Source organism: Streptomyces sp. NBC_00102, from assembly GCF_026343115.1.
Classification (GTDB): Bacteria; Actinomycetota; Actinomycetes; order Streptomycetales; family Streptomycetaceae; genus Streptomyces.
Map to the genome: position 1 here is coordinate 1,364,235 of NZ_JAPEMC010000001.1, position 16,408 is coordinate 1,380,642.

At 72.4% G+C, this 16,408-nt stretch carries 14 protein-coding genes; 7 read left to right on the plus strand and 7 right to left on the minus strand.

From position 1 onward, the window contains the following. The first annotated feature begins 195 nt into the window (after window positions 1–195). A complete protein-coding gene (locus tag OHA55_RS06075) occupies window positions 196–1,653 on the plus strand; it encodes a cysteine desulfurase/sulfurtransferase TusA family protein (protein WP_266703493.1) in 1,458 nt (485 codons plus the stop codon). A 77-nt stretch (window positions 1,654–1,730) separates the two neighbouring features. On the opposite strand, the gene OHA55_RS06080 is transcribed toward OHA55_RS06075, so the two are convergent. Continuing rightward, window positions 1,731–2,705: a carbohydrate kinase family protein gene (locus OHA55_RS06080; protein WP_266703495.1), complete on the minus strand. Its 975-nt coding sequence runs from the start codon at window positions 2,703–2,705 to the stop codon at window positions 1,731–1,733. A 154-nt stretch (window positions 2,706–2,859) separates the two neighbouring features. Here OHA55_RS06080 and OHA55_RS06085 point away from each other — a divergent pair, with 154 nt between their 5' ends. Further along, window positions 2,860–3,057, plus strand: coding sequence for a hypothetical protein (locus OHA55_RS06085; protein WP_266703497.1), 198 nt, complete (start codon window positions 2,860–2,862; stop codon window positions 3,055–3,057). A gap of 192 nt (window positions 3,058–3,249) precedes the next feature. Further along, window positions 3,250–4,665 (plus strand): hypothetical protein, encoded by a 1,416-nt coding sequence (locus tag OHA55_RS06090; RefSeq protein WP_266703499.1) that lies wholly within the window; start codon window positions 3,250–3,252, stop codon window positions 4,663–4,665. Between the two features lie 98 nt (window positions 4,666–4,763). Here the strand turns inward: OHA55_RS06090 and OHA55_RS06095 are convergent, their stop codons facing one another. After that, complete coding sequence (locus OHA55_RS06095; protein ID WP_266703501.1) at window positions 4,764–5,120, minus strand: iron-sulfur cluster assembly accessory protein; 357 nt, start codon at window positions 5,118–5,120, stop codon at window positions 4,764–4,766. Window positions 5,121–5,383: 263 nt separating this feature from the next. Between OHA55_RS06095 and nadA the strand changes: the two genes are divergently transcribed. Then, window positions 5,384–6,580 carry a quinolinate synthase NadA gene (gene nadA, locus OHA55_RS06100; RefSeq protein WP_266703503.1) on the plus strand — a complete coding sequence of 399 codons (1,197 nt, stop codon included), beginning with the start codon at window positions 5,384–5,386 and terminating at the stop codon, window positions 6,578–6,580. Between the two features lie 120 nt (window positions 6,581–6,700). On the opposite strand, the gene OHA55_RS06105 is transcribed toward nadA, so the two are convergent. The 5 genes from OHA55_RS06105 to OHA55_RS06125 form a co-directional block, all read right to left on the minus strand. Continuing rightward, complete coding sequence (locus OHA55_RS06105) at window positions 6,701–9,877, minus strand: efflux RND transporter permease subunit (protein WP_266703505.1); 3,177 nt, start codon at window positions 9,875–9,877, stop codon at window positions 6,701–6,703. 216 nt (window positions 9,878–10,093) lie between these two features. Further along, window positions 10,094–10,783, minus strand: coding sequence for a response regulator transcription factor (locus OHA55_RS06110; RefSeq protein ID WP_266703507.1), 690 nt, complete (start codon window positions 10,781–10,783; stop codon window positions 10,094–10,096). After that, window positions 10,780–12,033, minus strand: a complete 1,254-nt coding sequence (locus OHA55_RS06115; protein ID WP_266703509.1) for a sensor histidine kinase — start codon at window positions 12,031–12,033, stop codon at window positions 10,780–10,782. Before OHA55_RS06115 ends, OHA55_RS06110 begins: the two co-directional genes overlap by 4 nt. Before the next feature lie 232 nt (window positions 12,034–12,265). After that, on the minus strand, window positions 12,266–12,544 hold the full coding sequence (locus OHA55_RS06120) for a hypothetical protein (protein ID WP_266703511.1): 279 nt from the start codon (window positions 12,542–12,544) through the stop codon (window positions 12,266–12,268). Window positions 12,545–12,553: 9 nt separating this feature from the next. After that, window positions 12,554–13,339 carry a PspA/IM30 family protein gene (locus OHA55_RS06125; RefSeq protein WP_266703513.1) on the minus strand — a complete coding sequence of 262 codons (786 nt, stop codon included), beginning with the start codon at window positions 13,337–13,339 and terminating at the stop codon, window positions 12,554–12,556. A gap of 309 nt (window positions 13,340–13,648) precedes the next feature. On the opposite strand from OHA55_RS06125, the gene OHA55_RS06130 reads away from it, so the two are divergent. From OHA55_RS06130 to OHA55_RS06140, 3 genes are all read left to right on the plus strand, one after another. After that, window positions 13,649–14,245: a DUF3043 domain-containing protein gene (locus OHA55_RS06130; protein WP_266703515.1), complete on the plus strand. Its 597-nt coding sequence runs from the start codon at window positions 13,649–13,651 to the stop codon at window positions 14,243–14,245. A gap of 59 nt (window positions 14,246–14,304) precedes the next feature. Beyond that, entirely contained in the window at window positions 14,305–15,048 is a 744-nt protein-coding gene (locus OHA55_RS06135; RefSeq protein ID WP_266710441.1) for a bifunctional 2-polyprenyl-6-hydroxyphenol methylase/3-demethylubiquinol 3-O-methyltransferase UbiG, read from the plus strand. A 93-nt stretch (window positions 15,049–15,141) separates the two neighbouring features. Further along, entirely contained in the window at window positions 15,142–16,236 is a 1,095-nt protein-coding gene (locus tag OHA55_RS06140; protein ID WP_266703517.1) for a S1C family serine protease, read from the plus strand. Window positions 16,237–16,408 lie beyond the last annotated feature (172 nt).

The window sequence follows — 16,408 nt, forward strand, 5'->3', positions numbered from 1 at the left end:
GGCAGGGGTTTGGATGTTTATGCGGACCAAACCCTACTGGACGCTATTTGGGGTCGCGCGGGGAGGGTGCCCAACGCGCCGTCCGACACCCCGAAGGGGTGGAATCCCGGCTTCCGGGAGCCATCTGACGTTCCCTCTCCTGGTTCGCGGACGGCCGCCGCCGGTGACGGCCGGCCCGCGGGCTAGCGTGACCGGGTGCCCTACTTCGACGCCGCCTCCTCCGCCCCCCTGCATCCCGTGGCCCGTCAGGCCCTGCTGGCCTCCCTGGACGAGGGCTGGGCCGACCCCTCCCGGCTCTACCGGGAGGGGCGGCGGGCCCGGATGCTGCTGGACGCCGCCCGCGAGGCCGCCGCGGAGGCGGTCGGTTGCCGCCCGGACGAGCTCGTTTTCACCCCTTCGGGTACGGCCGCGGTGCACGCGGGAATTGCCGGAGCTCTTTCGGGCCGTCGGCGTGTCGGCCGCCACCTGGTGGCCTCGGCCGTCGAACACTCATCTGTCTTCCATGCCGCGGCCTCGCACGAGGCCGCGGGCGGGTCGTTCACCGAGGTTCCGGTGGAACGGACCGGAGCCGTGGATTCCGCGGCATTCGGCGCCTCCCTCCGCGCGGACACCGCGCTCGCCTGCCTCCAGTCCGCCAACCACGAGGTGGGCACCGAACAGCCGGTGACGGCCGTCGCCGCGCTCTGCCGGGAGGCGGGTGTCCCCCTACTGGTGGACGCGGCCCAGTCGCTGGGGTGGGGGCCGGTGGCGGACGGCTGGTCGCTGCTGACCGCGAGCGCGCACAAGTGGGGCGGCCCGGCGGGCGTCGGGCTGCTGGCCGTGCGCAAGGGGGTCAGGTTCGCTCCGCAGGGACCCGCCGACGAGCGGGAGTCGGGGCGGTCGGCCGGCTTCGAGAACCTGCCGGCGATCGTCGCGGCCGCCGCCTCGCTGCGCGCGGTACGCGCCGAGGCGGACGCGGAGGCCGCGAGGCTGCGGGCGCTGGTGGACCTCGTCCGCGCGCGGGTGGCGGCCGGGGTGCCGGACGTGGAGGTGGTCGGCGACCCGGAGCGGCGACTGCCGCACGTCGTCACCTTCTCCTGCCTCTATGTCGACGGGGAGACGCTGCTGCACGAGCTGGACCGGGCCGGATTCTCCGTTTCGTCCGGTTCGTCCTGCACCAGCAGCACGCTGACGCCCAGCCATGTGCTGAAGGCGATGGGGGTCCTCTCGGAGGGGAACGTCCGGGTGTCACTGCCCGCGGGCACGGCGGCCCCCGACGTGGAGCGCTTCCTCGACGTGCTGCCGGGGGTGGTCGCCGGGGTACGGGAGCGCCTCGGGGTCCCGGTGGCCGGCAGGCCCGCCGGGTCCGAGGCCGCCGGGTCCGAGGCCGCCGGGTCCGAGGCCGCCGGGTCCGGGAGCGCCACCGCCGCACCGGCTGCCGCGCCGGTCGCGTCGCTCGTGGTGGACGCGCTGGGCCGGCGCTGCCCGATCCCGGTGATCGAACTCGCCAAGGTGATCGGGGACGTACCGGTGGGCGGCACGGTCACCGTACTCGCCGACGACGAGGCGGCCCGGCTGGACATCCCGGCCTGGTGCGAGATGCGGAAGCAGGAGTACGTGGGCGAGGAGCCCGCGGAGCGGGGTGCGGCGTACGTGGTCCGCCGGCTGGGCTGAGGGGCCCGAACGGGAAGAGCCTCCCGTACGGCCGGCGGAAGCGGACCGTACGGGAGGCTCGGGCACGGTGCCCGGGGTCAGGAGAGGTGCGCGCGGACCTCGTCGGCGGCCTCGTGACCGTACGCCTTGGCGAAGCGGTCCATGAAGCGGGAGCGGCGCAGGGTGTACTCCTGGGTACCGACCGTCTCGATGACCAGGGTGGCGAGCATGCAGCCGACCTGGGCGGCGCGCTCCAGGCCGACGCCCCAGGCGAGACCGGAGAGGAAGCCGGCCCGGAAGGCGTCACCGACGCCGGTCGGGTCGGCCTTGGTCTCCTCGTCGGGGCAGCCGACCTCGATGACCGGCTCCCCCACGCGCTCGATGCGCACTCCGCGCGCGCCGAGGGTGGTGACCCGGTGGCCGACCTTGGCGAGGATCTCCTCGTCGGTCCAGCCGGTCTTGGACTCGATGAGCCCCTTCTCGTACTCGTTGGAGAAGAGGTAGGTGGCGCCCTCCAGCAGTATCCGGATCTCTTCGCCGTTCATCCGGGCGATCTGCTGGGAGAAGTCCGCGGCGAAGGGGATGCCCCGGGTGCGGCACTCCTCGGTGTGGCGGAGCATCGCCTCCGGGTCGTCGGCGCCGATGGAGACGAGGTCGAGGCCGCCGAGGCGCTCCGCGACGCTGTGCAGCTCGATGAGGCGGGCCTCGCTCATGGCGCCGGTGTAGAAGGAGCCGATCTGGTTGTGGTCGGCGTCCGTGGTGCAGACGAAGCGCGCGGTGTGCAGCACCTCGGAGATGCGGACCGATCCGGTGTCCACGCCGTGCCGGTCGAGCCAGGCGCGGTACTCGTCGAAGTCGGATCCCGCGGCGCCCACCAGTACCGGGGAGGTGCCGAGCAGTCCCATACCGAAGCAGATGTTGGCGGCGACCCCGCCCCGGCGCACGTCCAGGGCGTCGACCAGGAAGGAGAGCGAGACCGTGTGCAGCTGATCCGCGACGAGCTGGTCGGCGAAGCGGCCGGGGAAGGTCATGAGGTGGTCGGTGGCGATGGAGCCGGTGACTGCGATGCGCACGGGAGGCTGCTCCTGCGGGGGGCGGGGGGACGCGTGGGCGTTCCGGGACGGCGTGACACCTCACGCTACCCGTTTCCGACACTGGCGCCGATGGGTTGAAACTACCCGATAGTAGGTCTTTCTACCCGGCGGGATACGTGCGTACGGTGCGGATATGCCCACACACAGCGTCGTGTCCGAGACCGAGACCAGCCTGGCCGATCTGAGGGGTGACTGCGTGCGGATGGCACCGCACTGGGTCGTTCCGCCGAAGACTGCCACGCCGCCTGTCGCGCCGTCCCTGATTCACGGAGTCACGGTGCCGCCCGCCTCCGCGCGGCTGATCGCGGCCACGGAGGAGTACGGGGGCTGACCGCCCGCCAGGGGCACGGGTCCCAGCGCCTTCCCGAGGGCGGACGCCCGCCCCCGGGAGGGTGCTCGGCGCCCCGGGCCGGACCGGCCCGAGGGAACCGATCGCCGCTCGGCCCCGTCACATCGCCGTCCCCGCCCCGGGGACCAGGGCGGAGGCGAACCGCCCCGGAAGCGACGGCGAAGGAGCATTCCGGTGAGCATCGAGCGATCCGACGACGACACGGCCTCTCCCTCCGCCCCCGGGCGGCGACGGTCCTCGGCCCTGGTCGCCGCGGTGGCGGCCGCGGTGGTGCTGGCCGGCGGCGGCAGCGTGTGGTGGGTGGCCACCGCGGACGGCCCCCGGGAGGAGACCGCCGCCACCGCCGCGCCGTCCGGGTCCACCGCGCCGGAACCGGCCCCGCTGGTCGTCTCCGGACCGGCGGACCCGTCCTCGCCGGTCCCCGCTCCCGGCGGGCCGGCGCCCACCGGGGCGGTCTACCGTGCCGTCGGCGACCTGCCGGAGGGACCCGCGACGGCGCGGGTCCGCCGGGCGGCCGCCACCGTGCCCCTCTCCGAGGCGGCCCGGCTCGCGCGCGCCTTCGGAATGGAGGGCACCCCGACGTCGCAGGGCGGTTACTGGCGCCTGGGCGCGGGCGGGGCGAAGCCCTACCTGGAGGTCTCCCGGGAGGGGCCGGGCACCTGGAAGTACCTGCGCGGAACCAGCCCCCTCTCCCCCTGCCCGTCCGACTCGGTGTGCGCCTCCGGTTCCTCCGGCGGGAGCCCGGTGAGCCCGGCGGCCGCGAGGGCGGCGGCCCGGCCGGCGCTCGGCGCGCTGGGCCTGGGTGACGCGTCACTCACCGACGGCGGGCCGCTGGGCGCCCTGCGGGTGGTCACCGCCGATCCGGTGGTGGACGGGCTGCCCACCCACGGCTGGTCCACCGATGTCCAGGTGGGGCCGGACGGCGCGGTGTCCGGTGCCTCGGGACGGCTGCTGCCGACGCCGCCGGCGGTGCCGGCCGCCGCCTATCCGGTGGTGGACGCGCGTACGGCCCTGACGTCGCTGAACGCGGCCCGGGAGACCGAGCCGGCCTGCGCCACGGCCGTGCCCCTGGACGGTACGGAGGGCGGGGCCGCGAAGGGCGGGCCGCAGTGCGTACCGTCCTCCGGGCGCATCGCGCCGCCGAGGACGATGACGGTGGAGAAGGCGGTGTTCGGGCTCTCGGCGCAGCTCGTGGACGAACGGCCGGCCCTCGTGCCGTCCTGGCTCTTCACCGTGCGGCCGGAGACGGGCGGCGCGGTCTCCACGGTCGCCCAGGTAGCCGTCTCGCCGGCCTACCTGAGGGCGCCGTCCGCGTCGCGGCCCGCCCGCGGGGTGACCCCGATCTCGTACACCGAGCGCGGGCGGACCCTGGAGGTGACGTTCTGGGGCGGCGTGTGCGGGACCTACTCGGCGAAGGCCCAGGAGAGCCGTACGCAGGTCAGGGTGACGATCACCGAACCGCGGCCGGAGCCCGGGACGGCCTGCGTGGCGGTCGCCAAGGAGCAGACCCTCCCGGTGACCCTGGACGCTCCGCTCGCCGGGCGGACCGTCGTGGAGACGGCGTCGGGCAGGACGGTGCCCCGGGCCTGAACGGACTTGTCGCGCAGCACACGCGAAGGCGGCCCCGGAATCACTTCCGGGGCCGCCTTCGCGTGATGTGCGGGGTTCCTCGCCGAACCGGTGAGGGTTTAGCTGAAGGAGTCGCCACAGGCGCAGGAGCCGGTGGCGTTGGGGTTGTCGATCGTGAAGCCCTGCTTCTCGATGGTGTCGACGAAGTCGATCGAGGCACCGCCGAGGTACGGGGCGCTCATGCGGTCGGTGACGACCTTGACGCCGTCGAAGTCCTTCACCACGTCACCGTCGAGCGAGCGCTCGTCGAAGAAGAGCTGGTAACGCAGGCCGGAGCAGCCGCCGGGCTGTACGGCGACGCGCAGGGCGAGGTCGTCGCGGCCCTCCTGGTCCAGCAGGCCCTTGACCTTGGCTGCGGCGGCGTCGGACAGGAGGATGCCGTCGCTCACGGTGGTGGTCTCGTCCGATACGGACATCTGCTTCTCTCCCGGGTTGTACGGACTGCTTGCCGACGGTGCAACCGTCGCGCGCGCGGATTCATTCCGCGCGCACGTCCGTCTGTTGCTTTTCATGCTCGCACACGGCGCGAGCGAGGGTATGCGTCACATCGACGGTAACGACGTCGTCAAAGTGACACGATCCGGTTATCATAGATAACGTCAAATAGACGAAAAGGCTCCCGGCGCAGATCACCGGCCTCACCGACCGGCTTCGCCGCGCTCACCAATGACAAGAAAGGGTGCGTGACGTGACCACGGCCCACCCCCCTGTGGAACTCGATGTTCAGCCGTCGCCCCTGGCCCTGCTCCTGCTCGGCCGTGAGGCCGACCCGAGGAGCGAGCGCGGTGTGGAGTGCCCCGGCGACCTGCCCTCTCCGTCCGACCCGGACCTGGTGGAGCGCGCCCGCGCCGCCAAGGAGAAGCTCGGGGACAAGGTCTTCGTCCTCGGCCACCACTACCAGCGCGACGAGGTCATCCAGTTCGCGGACGTCACCGGCGACTCCTTCAAGCTGGCCCGTGACGCCGCGGCCCGCCCGGAGGCCGAGTACATCGTCTTCTGCGGCGTGCACTTCATGGCCGAGTCCGCCGACATCCTGACCGGCGACGACCAGAAGGTCGTGCTGCCCGACCTGGCGGCCGGCTGCTCGATGGCCGACATGGCCACCGCCGAGCAGGTCGCCGAGTGCTGGGACGTACTGACCGAGGCGGGCGTCGCCGACCGGGTCGTCCCCGTCTCGTACATGAACTCCTCCGCCGACATCAAGGCGTTCACCGGGCGCCACGGCGGCACCATCTGCACCTCCTCCAACGCCGAGCGGGCACTGGAGTGGGCGTTCGAGCAGGGCGACAAGGTCCTCTTCCTCCCCGACCAGCACCTGGGCCGCAACACCGCCGTCCGGGACATGGGGATGTCGCTGGACGACTGCGTCCTCTACAACCCGCACAAGCCGAACGGCGGCCTGACGGCCCAGCAGCTGCGCGACGCCAAGATGATCCTGTGGCGCGGGCACTGCTCGGTGCACGGGCGCTTCTCGGTGGAGTCCGTCGAGGACGTCCGCGCGCGCATCCCCGGCGTCAGCGTCCTGGTGCACCCGGAGTGCAAGCACGAGGTCGTCGCGGCGGCCGACCAGGTCGGCTCGACGGAGTACATCATCAAGGCCCTGGAGGCGGCCCCGGCCGGCTCCAAGTGGGCCATCGGCACGGAGCTCAACCTGGTGCGTCGCCTGGCGAACCGTTTCGCCGCCGAGGACAAGGAGATCGTCTTCCTCGACAAGACGGTCTGCTTCTGCTCCACCATGAACCGGATCGACCTGCCCCACCTGGTCTGGACGCTGGAGTCGCTGGCCGAGGGCAAGCTGGTCAACCGGATCGAGGTCGACCCGGAGACGGAGAAGTACGCGAAGCTGGCGCTGGAGCGGATGCTCGCGCTGCCGTAGGGCGCCGCGCCCCCGTACGCCCCGTACGCCTCGTACGCCTCGTACGCCGAAGGGCCCGGCCCCCGCACTCCCGTGAGGAGAGTGCGGGGGCCGGGCCCTTTTCGCGGGTGCCGGGCGCCGTCAGACGCCGGAGTGGGCCGCCTCGCGGGAGCCGTCCGTACCCGCGTCGGAGTCCGTACCCGCGGCGGAGCCGCCTTGTGCGGGGACTTCGCCCTTCGCCGCGCGCTTGGCCGCCTTCTTCTTGGCCCGGCGCTCCTTGCGCAGCTCCACCATGGCGTACAGCGTCGGCACCAGCAGGAGCGTCAGCAGGGTGGAGGTGATGAGTCCGCCGATCACGACGACGGCCAGCGGCTGGGAGATGAAGCCGCCCTCGCCGGTGACGCCGAGCGCCATCGGCAGCAGCGCGAAGATCGTCGCCAGAGCGGTCATCAGGATCGGGCGGAGCCGGTGACGGCCGCCCTCGACGACCGCCTCGACCACACCCATGCCCTGGGACCGGTACTGGTTGATCAGGTCGATCAGCACGATCGCGTTGGTGACCACGATGCCGATGAGCATCAGCATGCCGATCATCGCCGGGACGCCCATCGGGGTGCCGGTGACGATCAGCAGACCGAGCGCACCGGTCGCCGCGAACGGGATGGAGACCAGCAGGATCAGCGGCTGGATCAGCGAACGGAAGGTCGCGACCAGCAGGATGAAGACGATCGCGATGGCCGCGAGCATGGCCAGCGCGAGGTTCTTGAACGCGCTGTCCTGGTCCGCGCTGACGCCGCCGATGGTGGCGGTGGCGCCCTCGGGAAGGTCCAGCGCCTTGAGCTTCGAGGAGAGCTCGGTGCTGACCGCGCCGGTGTTGTCCTCGGTGGGCCTGGCCGTGATGGTGGCGGCGCGCTGACCGTCGATCCGGGTCATGGAGACCGGGCCGGGGACCAGCTCGACGTCGGCGATCTGGCCGAGCTTCACCCTGCCGGCCGGGATCTCCTTGAGTTGGGCCAGGGTGGTGGCCGGCGTCGCGGACCTCACGACGACGTTCCGCTCGGTGTCGTCCAGCATGGCCTTGCCGGAGTTCGTACCGGCGACCGCCCCGGTGACCAGCGCACCGATCCTGGTCTGGTCGAACCCGGCGGCCGCGGCCTTGTCGTTGGCGCGGACCGAGATGCGCGGCACGCTCTGCGACAGGTCGCTCTGGACGTCGGTGACGCCGTCGATCTTCGCGACCTCGGCGCGCACCGCCTCGGACGCCTTCTTCAGCACGTCACCGTCGGCGGCCTTGACCACGACGCTCAGGTCCTGGCTGCCGAAGCCGCCGCCCGCCGCGATGCTGGTCTGGCCGATGCCGTCCAGCTTCGCGAGGCCGTCCTCGATCCGCTTCTGGGTGGCCTCGTACGCGCCGGAGTCCTTCAGGGTGATCTGGTACGAGGCCTGGTTGGCTCCCGTGCCGCCGCCGAAGGCGGCCATGAAGCCGGAGGAACCGACGGTGACCTGGTAGTCCTTCACTCCCTTGTCGGCGGCGATGACCTTCTCCACCTTGCGGGCGGCCTCGTCGGCCGCGGCGAGGCTCGTCCCCGGGGTCAGCTTCTGCGTGACGGAGAGGACGTCCTGCTCGCCCTGGTCGAAGAAGTTCGTCTTCAGCAGGGGGGCCATGCCGAAGGTGCCGAGCAGGATCACCAGCGCGATCACCACGCTGGTGATGCGGCGCCGGGTCGCGAAGCGCAGGACGGGGACGTAGAACTTCTGGAGCCGGCTCGCCGCCTCCTTCTCCTCGGCCTTGCGGCGGGCCTCGTCCGGGTTCTCGGCGGTGCCCTTGGGGGCGCGCAGGAACCAGAAGGAGAGGACCGGAACCACGGTCAGCGACACCAGCAGCGAGGCCAGCAGCGCGGCCGTCACGGTGATCGAGAACGAGCCGAAGAGCTGGCCGACCATGCCGCCGACGAGACCGATCGGCAGGAAGACGGCGACGGTGGTGAGGGTGGAGGCGGTGACCGCTCCGGCCACCTCCTTCACCGCGGCGACGATCGCCGCGTGGCGCTCCTCGCCGTAGCCGAGGTGCCGCTTGATGTTCTCCAGGACGACGATCGAGTCGTCCACGACCCGGCCGATCGCGATGGTCAGCGCGCCGAGGGTGAGCATGTTGAGCGACAGGTCACGGGTCCACAGCACGATGAGCGCGAGGACCACGGAGAGCGGGATGGAGACCGCGGTGACGAGCGTCGAACGGATCGAGGCGAGGAAGAGCAGGATCACCACGACGGCGAAGACCAGGCCGAGCGCACCCTCGGTGGTCAGACCGGAGATCGCCTTGGAGACGGCCGGCCCCTGGTCGGTGACGACCGTCAGCTCCGCACCGGAACCCAGGTCCTTGCGCAGGTCGGGGAGGATCTTCTCGACCGCGTCGGAGATCGCGACGGCGCTGCCGTCCTGGTCCATCGTCGCCATCACGGCGAGGCTGGGCTTGCCGTTGGTGCGGGTGATGGAGACCGGGGCGGCCTCCTCCTGCTTCACGGTCGCGATGTCACCGAGGCGGACCGGCTTGCCGGGCTTGCCGATGTCGGCGCCGGGAACGATCCGGACGTCCTCGATCTGCTGGAGCGAGGTGAACCCGCCACCGACCTGGATGGTGCGGCTCTTGCCGGACTCCGCGAAGGAACCGGCCGCGGTGGTGGCACCGGCCGCCTGAAGCGCCGGGGAGAGGGACGCCTGGGTGAGGCCGGCCGCCGCGAGCTTCCTGTCGTCGGGGACGACGGTGACCTGCACGTCCTGGACGCCGTTGACGGCGACCTGGCCGACGCCGTCGATGTCCTCCAGCGCGGGCACCACGGTGTGGTCCAGCTGGTCGGCGAGCGCCTGCTGGTCCTTGTCCGAGGTGACGGCGAGGACCACGGTCGGGATGTCGTCGGTGGAACCGGCGATGACCTGCGGGTCGACGCCCTCCGGGAGCTGGTTGCGCGCCCGGTTCACGGCCTGCTGGATGTCGGCGACGAGCTGCTTGGTGCCCTCGTCCCCGAAGTCGAAGCTGGCCATGACGACGGCGTTGCCCTCGCTGGCGGTCGAGGTGACGCCGTCGATGCCGTCGACGGCCTTGATGGCGTTCTCGAGCGGTTCGACGACCTGCTTCTCGACCACATCGGGGGACGCCCCCTGATAGGGCGCCAGGACCGACACCATCGGCAGTTCGATGGTCGGCAGCAGCTGCTGCTTGAGCTGCGGGATCGCTATCGCGCCGAAAACGAGGGCGACGACGGAGATCAGCCCGATCAGGGCCCGTTGCGCGAGGCTGAACCTTGACAGCCAGGACATGGGTGGGGTCTCTCTTCTGTGGCGTACGCGGTGTTGGCCGGATGCGTGGCTTCGATGGGGACACACCCGATCCACTCATACGATCCCTGATCGCCTCCGCCGGAACGTCGCCCCCCGGGGTGCTTTTACGACCCGCGTGTACCGCAGCTGGAGTACGCCCGGCTCCACCCGGTCCGCACCCTGGGCGGTACGCGAGGGGCCATCAGGGGGCGGCCGTCACGCGCCCCGGGGGCGCACCAGGCCCGACTCGTAGGCGATGACGACCAGTTGGGCCCGGTCGCGGGCGCCCAGCTTCGCCATGGCCCGGTTCACGTGGGTCTTGACGGTGAGCGGGCTGACCGCGAGGCGTTCGGCGATCTCGTCGTTGGAGTGCCCGGCGGCGACCTGGACGAGCACCTCGCGCTCGCGGACGGTGAGCGCGTCCAGCCGCTCGGCGTGGGCGGCGGCGTCGGGCAGCTCGTCCGAGGAGGCCGCCTGCGCGAGGAAGGTGGCGATCAGCCCCTTGGTGGCGGCCGGGGAAAGCAGCGCCTCGCCCGCCGCCGCGACGCGTATCGCCTGGAGGAGTTCCTCGGGTTCCGCGCCCTTGCCGAGGAAGCCGGAGGCCCCGGCCCGCAGCGACTCCACGACGTACTCGTCCACTTCGAAGGTGGTCAGCATGACGACCCGTACGCCGGACAGCGCCGGGTCCGCACTGATCAGGCGGGTCGCGGCGAGGCCGTCGGTGCCGGGCATCCGGATGTCCATCAGGACGACGTCGGGGACGGCGGCGCGGGCGAGCTCCACCGCCTGGGCGCCGTCGGCCGCCTCGCCGACGACCCGCATGTCGGGTTCCGAGTCGACCAGCACCCGGAACGCGCTGCGCAGCAGGGCCTGGTCGTCGGCGAGCAGCACCCTGATCACGCTCACGCGAGTCCCCCCGTACGTTCCGGATCGCCCGGCCGGACGTCCACCGGGAGGATCGCATGCACCCGGAATCCGCCGCCGTAGCGGGGGCCCGCGGTGAGGGTGCCGCCGAGCGCGGTGACGCGTTCGCGCATACCGAGGAGGCCGTGGCCGCCGCCGGGTCCGCCCTGGGCGGGGACGGCGGGGGTGCCGCGGCCGTTGTCGAGCACGGTCACCTCGGCCGTCGCCCCGATCCGTACGACGCTGACCTCGGCCTTCGTGCCGGCTCCGGCGTGCTTGCGCACATTGGTCAGCGCCTCCTGGACGACCCGGTAGGCGGCCAGGTCGAGGGCGGCGGGCAGCGGGGCGGACTCCTCGGGGCAGGCGACCTCCACCGGAAGGCCGGCGTTGCGGAAGGTGTCGACGAGTTCGCCGAGGACGGCGAGGCCGGGCGCGGGTTCGGTGGGCGCGGTGGGGTCGCCGGACTGGCGCAGCAGCCCCACGGTGGCGCGGAGTTCGTCGAGCGCGGAGCGGCTGGCGTCGCGTACGTGCGCGAGCGCCTCCTTGGCCTGGTCCGGCCGCTTGTCCATGACGTGGGCGGCGACCCCGGCCTGGACGTTGACCAGCGCGATGTGGTGCGCGACGACGTCGTGCAGGTCGCGGGCGATGCGCAGGCGCTCCTCCGCGACGCGGCGGCGGGCCTCCTCGTCCCGGGTGCGCTCGGCGCGTTCGGCGCGTTCCTGGATCGCGTCGATGAAGGCCCGACGGCTGCGTACTGCGTCCCCGGCCGCGGCGGCGAGCCCGGTCCAGGCGACGACGCCCAGGTTGATCTGGCTGTACCAGGGGGCGGCGCCGAAGATCATCGCGGCGGCGGCGAGAGCTCCGATGGTGACCAGTCCGACCCGCCAGGTGGTGGGCCGGTCGGTGCGGGAGGCGACGGTGAAGAGGGCCACGACCGCGCACATCACCACGGGCCCCGGCGGATCGACCACCACGAACTCCACGACCGACAGGAAGCAGGTGAAGCCGAGCACCTGGATGGCCCGCTTCCTGCGCAGTACCAGAGCCGCGGCGCCGAGCAGCATCAGGACGACGCTGGAGGCGGCGGGACTCCGGGAGCCGAAGGAGGGTCCGTGGTGGCCGGGTCCCGCGTCGGCGAAGGACGCCGCGAGCATGCTCCCGAGGACGGCGAGGGCGAGCGCGGCGTCGAAGGCGAGCGGGTGGACCCGCAGCCAGCGGCGGGCGCGCGCGAGTCCGGTTCCGAGAGTGGTCACGTCGGGCAACGGTACGGCGTGCGGGAGGCGGGGTCGCCGGGGCGGCGGGCATCGCGCTCCGGTACGCCCCGCGCGCGCCCCGACGCTCCCGCGCGCGCACGGTGCCCACGCCGGAGCGCACCCGCCGCGGCCCGTGACGCCGCGCACCCCCGCCGCGGCCCGTGACGCGCCACCGCCCGCCCGGTGGTCCCGGGCGGGCGGTGGCGTGGAGTGGAGTGCGGGGTGCGGTGGGTCAGCCGGGGATCAGCCCGTCGTCGTGGAGCATGGCGCGGACCTCTTCGAGGGTGGCGTCGGGGGACGGCAGGATCAGCTCGGACGGCTCCAGGGAGTCGTCCGGCAGCGGCGAGCCCAGCTCGCGCACCCGGCCGAGCAGGGCGTGCAGCGTGGTGCGGAAGCCGGCGCCGTCGCCGCGCTCCATCTCCGCGAGCAGTTCGTCGTCGAGCGCGTTCAGCTCGGCGATGCTGCCGTCGGCCAGCTCTACCTGGCCCTCCCCCATGATCCGTACGATCATGACCGTTCCTCAGCTCTTGTCGTACCGGTGCGGTGACTGCTGCTGGGAGCCGGGAGCGGTGTCCTGGGAGCCGCCCTCGATGGCCTGCTGGCCCGCCGAGGTGCCGCCGGCCAGTTCGGCCTTCATCCGCTGGAGCTCCAGCTCCACATCCGTACCACCGGAGATGCGGTCCAGCTCGGCGGCGATGTCGTCCTTCGCGGTGCCGGTGGGGTCGTCCAGGGCGCCGGAGGCGAGCAGCTCGTCGATCGCGCCGGCCCGGGCCTGCAGCTGCTGCGTCTTGTCCTCGGCCCGCTGGATGGCCAGGCCGACGTCGCCCATCTCCTCGGAGATGCCGGAGAACGCCTCCCCGATGCGGGTCTGCGCCTGGGCCGCCGTGTAGGTGGCCTTGATCGTCTCCTTCTTGGTGCGGAAGGCGTCGACCTTGGCCTGGAGCCGCTGGGCCGCGAGAGTGAGCTTCTCCTCCTCGCCCTGCAGCGTCTGGTGCTGCGTCTCCAGGTCGGTGACCTGCTGCTGAAGGGCGGCGCGACGGGAGAGCGCCTCGCGGGCGAGGTCCTCCCGGCCGAGCGCGAGCGCCTTGCGGCCCTGGTCCTCCAGCTTGGACGACTGACCCTGCAGCTGGTTCAGCTGCAGCTCCAGCCGCTTGCGCGAGGTCGCCACGTCGGCGACTCCGCGCCGCACCTTCTGCAGCAGTTCCAGCTGCTTCTGGTACGAGTAATCCAGGGTCTCGCGCGGATCCTCGGCCCGGTCAAGGGCCTTGTTCGCCTTCGCGCGGAAGATCATTCCCATACGCTTCATGACACCGCTCATGGGCTTCGCGCGCCCCCTTCGTAACGACTGAGCTCCAGCACTCCGACAGAACCCACAGTACGGGCCCTGCCTCCATTACCGCACTGTTCGGGGCCCGATGTGCTCCTCCCCAAGGACGACTGCGCCGGGCGCCCGCTCACGCCCGAGGAGGAGTGCGGCGGTGCGGGCCGGGCAGGCGCCGGACGGGGTGGGAGTCCGTGTTGCCCCGGTGGGACACCGTTGAGGACGCGGGCCGTTGCCGGATCGTTCCCGCCCGGTCCGACCGACCGCGCACGCGACCCCGTACCCTTGGGTTTTGTGTTCCGTAGCCGTTCCAAAGAAGAGAAGGCCCCCACCGGCAAGGTGACGGCGGACCTCTCCACCCAGTCCCGCGACCCGCAGGCTCCCAAGGGTCGCCCCACGCCGAAGCGGAGCGAGGCGCAGACGCAGCGGCGTCGCGCCTCGACCACGCCGGTCGACCGCAAGGAGGCGGTGAAGCGATCGCGTGAAGCACGCCGGGTCGACATGGCCAAGCAGCGCGAGGCCCTCGCATCCGGCGACGAGCGCTACCTCCCGGTCCGCGACAAGGGTCCGGTGCGGCGCTTCGTCCGTGACTTCGTGGACTCGCGCTTCTGCATCGCCGAGTGGTTCCTGCCGATGGCCGTGGTCATCCTGGTCCTCAGCGTGATCCAGATCCGGAACATCCAGAACATCTCGCTGCTGCTCTGGCTCGGCGTGATCGTGCTGATCGTGCTGGACTCGATCGGCCTGGCCTTCCGGCTGCGCAAGCAGCTGCGCATCCGCTTCCCGGACACCCCGCAGCGCGGCGCCGTCGCCTACGGCCTGATGCGCACGCTTCAGATGCGCCGGCTCCGGCTGCCGAAGCCGCAGGTCAAGCGAGGAGAGCGGCCCTGACCGCGGATACCTCCGGCTTCACCGGTGGCTCCTCCACCTGGCTCGCGGGCCTCGGCGGACTGCGCAACATCGTCCGCCAGGAGCTCGTGGCCCGGCAGCTGGACGAGCAGATAGCCGCCCGCTTCCCGGTGGGGCGGCGGCTGAGCATCCTCGACGTCGGACTGGGCCAGGGCACTCAGGCCCTGCGTCTGGCACGGGCCGGTCACACGGTGACCGGCCTGGACTCCGACCCCGAGATGCTGGCCTCGGCCCGTGAGGCGCTGGCCCGCGAGCCCGAGGGCATCCGCGAGCGCGTCCGGCTGATCGAGGGCGACGGCTCGGAGACGGGGGTCCACTTCCTCCCCGGCAGCTTCGACATGGTGCTCTGCCACGGCGTACTGATGTACGTCGAGGAGCCGGACGCCCTGCTGGCGGGGCTGGCCCGGGTGCTGGCCCCCGGCGGTCTCCTCTCGCTCCTCGTACGCAACGGCGACGCGCTGGCGATGCGCCCGGCCGCGGCCGGTGACTTCGGCTCCGCACACGCTGCCTTCGACACCGCCTGCTACACCAACCGCCTCGGCCTCCAGGTCCGGGCCGACCGGCTCGACGCGCTGACCGCCACCCTGGCGGGGATCGCGGCGCCGCTGCACGCCTGGTACGGGGTGCGTGTCTTCACCGACAACACCCCGGGCGACGCCCCGCTGCCCGACGCCGTCGAGCTGGAGCAGATCTTCGCCGCCGAGGAACGGGCCGGGCGGACCGATCCGTACCGGCGGGTGGCCGCGCTGCTCCACCTGTGCGGCGTGCGCGGCGAAAGGACCTGACGGGCCCGGGCGGTCTCCGGACCCCGCCGGAGCCCGGTCCGTTCGGCCCAGCAGCACCCGCCGCGGACGAGGGGCGAACGGGATACTCCGGACATGGACGTATCCCCCTCCCGCAGCCTCGCACGCCGACTGCCGTCGTCCCTGGCCGCGGGCCTCTGCGCCCTCGCCCTGGTGGGCGGCTGCTCCGGCTCCGGCTCCGGATCAGGTCCGGACTCTTCCGCGGCCTCCCCGTCGGCCGCCCGGCAGGATTCCGCGTCCCGCGCCGTCGCGCAGCTGCAGAACGACTACCAGCGGGTCATCGCCGACGTGCTGCCCTCCGTCGTGCAGATCCAGACCACCGACGGGCTGGGCTCCGGCATCGTCTACGACGACGACGGCAACATCGTGACCAACGCGCACGTCGTGGGCGACGAGAAGTCCTTCAAGGTCAGCGTCGCCACCGGGGAGAAGGTGCTCGCCGCCTCCCTGGTCTCGTCCTACCCGGCGCAGGACCTCGCGGTCATCCGCCTCGACGACCCGCCGGACGGACTGCGGGCGGCGAAGTTCGGTGATTCGGAGAAGGTCGAGGTGGGGCAGATCGTGCTGGCGATGGGCTCGCCGCTGGGCCTCTCCAGCAGCGTCACCCAGGGCATCGTCTCCGCGCTCGGCCGGACGGTCAGCGAGTCCCGGACGGGAGGCGGCACGGGGGCGACCCTCGCCAACATGGTGCAGACCTCGGCGGCGATCAACCCGGGCAACAGCGGGGGCGCCCTGGTCGACCTGGAGAGCGAGGTCATCGGCATCCCGACCCTCGCGGCGACCGACCCGGCCCTCGGCAACAGCGCGGCACCCGGCATCGGCTTCGCCATCCCGGTGTCGACGGTGAAGACCATCGCGGACCAGATCATCGAGAAGGGCAAGGTCACCGACTCGGGGCGGGCCGCGCTCGACATCACCGGCCGTACCGTCGTCGACGACGACTACCAGCCCGCCGGCGTGGCTCTGGTGAGCGTGGAGCGGGGAGGGGCCGCGTACGACGCGGGGATGCGGGTCGGCGACATCGTCACCAGGATCGGCGACACCGAGGTCACCACGATCACCTCGCTCGCGGAGGCGCTCGCCGCCGAGACGCCCGGGGACAGGGTCCGGGTGACGTACACCCGCGGCGGTGCGACGCGGACGGCGGAGGTCACGCTCGGCGAGATCTGACCGGAGGGGCGGGGCCGGGAGCGGTCGGTGGGTTCGGGAGAGGACGGCGGGACCGGGAGCGGTCGGTGGGTTCGGGAGCGGGCGGTCCGGGGGTTTCCGGGGCCGCCCGCTCCCGAACGGTCAGACGGTCTCGGCCTCCGGGCCCGGGTCCGGGTCCGCCGCGGCTTCGGCG